The organism is Pontibacter sp. JAM-7, assembly GCF_048548695.2.
Taxonomy (GTDB): Bacteria; Pseudomonadota; Gammaproteobacteria; order Pseudomonadales; family Balneatricaceae; genus Neptuniibacter.
Genome location: NZ_JBLYIF020000018.1, coordinates 1 through 727, shown reverse-complemented (window position 1 = coordinate 727; position 727 = coordinate 1). Strand labels below are relative to the sequence as shown.

The window sequence follows — 727 nt, the reverse complement described above, 5'->3', positions numbered from 1 at the left end:
TGTGCTGGTTTTTTGCGTTCTGGGCCATGGAAAAGTGGTTTAGGAGTAGCGTACGGGAAGAAAGCGTCGGGCTCGGCGCTCTATAAGCGCCGCGGGGAAGGTCGTCAGTTCAAATCTGGCCCCCGCTTCCAATTCTTAAGACCAGACGATGTGCTGGTTTTTTGCGTTCTGGGCCATGGAAAAGTGGTTTAGGGACAGAGTACGGGAAGAAAGCGTCGGGCTCGGCGCTCTATAAGTGCCGCGGGGAAGGTCGACAGTTTCACTCAGTCCCCAGCTTTCAATGCTTACAATCAGCCGGTGGCTGTTGTTGAGTCTAGGGTGACACGTGCCGCTCAACCGCCAGGTATGCCAGAAATTTCACAACATGATCGGAGTCTAGCGTAGCGGGGTGAGCTAATTGGTTACAGCGTATGTACTGGATCATCCAGTAAACGTAGGTTTGTTCGGTGCGCGTGCTGCAATGACGGGCACGCAGATGGTTACGTAGACCTTGAATAAACTGAGAAGCCATAGCAAATCCGTTTGCTGTTTTGAGTGTACAGTATATCTGGATAAATCCACTTTATGAGCGCGTTTCCATACCCGCATGGCGCGTTTTTATCCTTGCGTTTTTTATAAATTGATTAGATATTAGGCACTTAGGGATTTGACTGTGCGAGCTTATGCGCACAGTCACTCATCAAAACGCGCATGCTCGTTTTTAGCGGAAGAAAATGGCAGTGTTGTC

At 49.8% G+C, this 727-nt stretch carries 1 protein-coding gene; it reads right to left on the bottom strand.

The genetic code is table 11. The features are described from left to right. Positions 1 to 313 precede the first annotated feature (313 nt). Positions 314 to 511 (bottom strand): site-specific integrase, encoded by a 198-nt coding sequence (locus ACFVYJ_RS13685; RefSeq protein ID WP_419416164.1) that lies wholly within the window; start codon positions 509 to 511, stop codon positions 314 to 316. Positions 512 to 727: the final 216 nt, after the last annotated feature.

Coding starts and splice junctions, on each gene's coding strand:
- ACFVYJ_RS13685 (WP_419416164.1), bottom strand. CDS start 511: ATGGCTTCTCAGTTTATTCAAGGTCTACGTAACCATCTGCGTGCCCGT.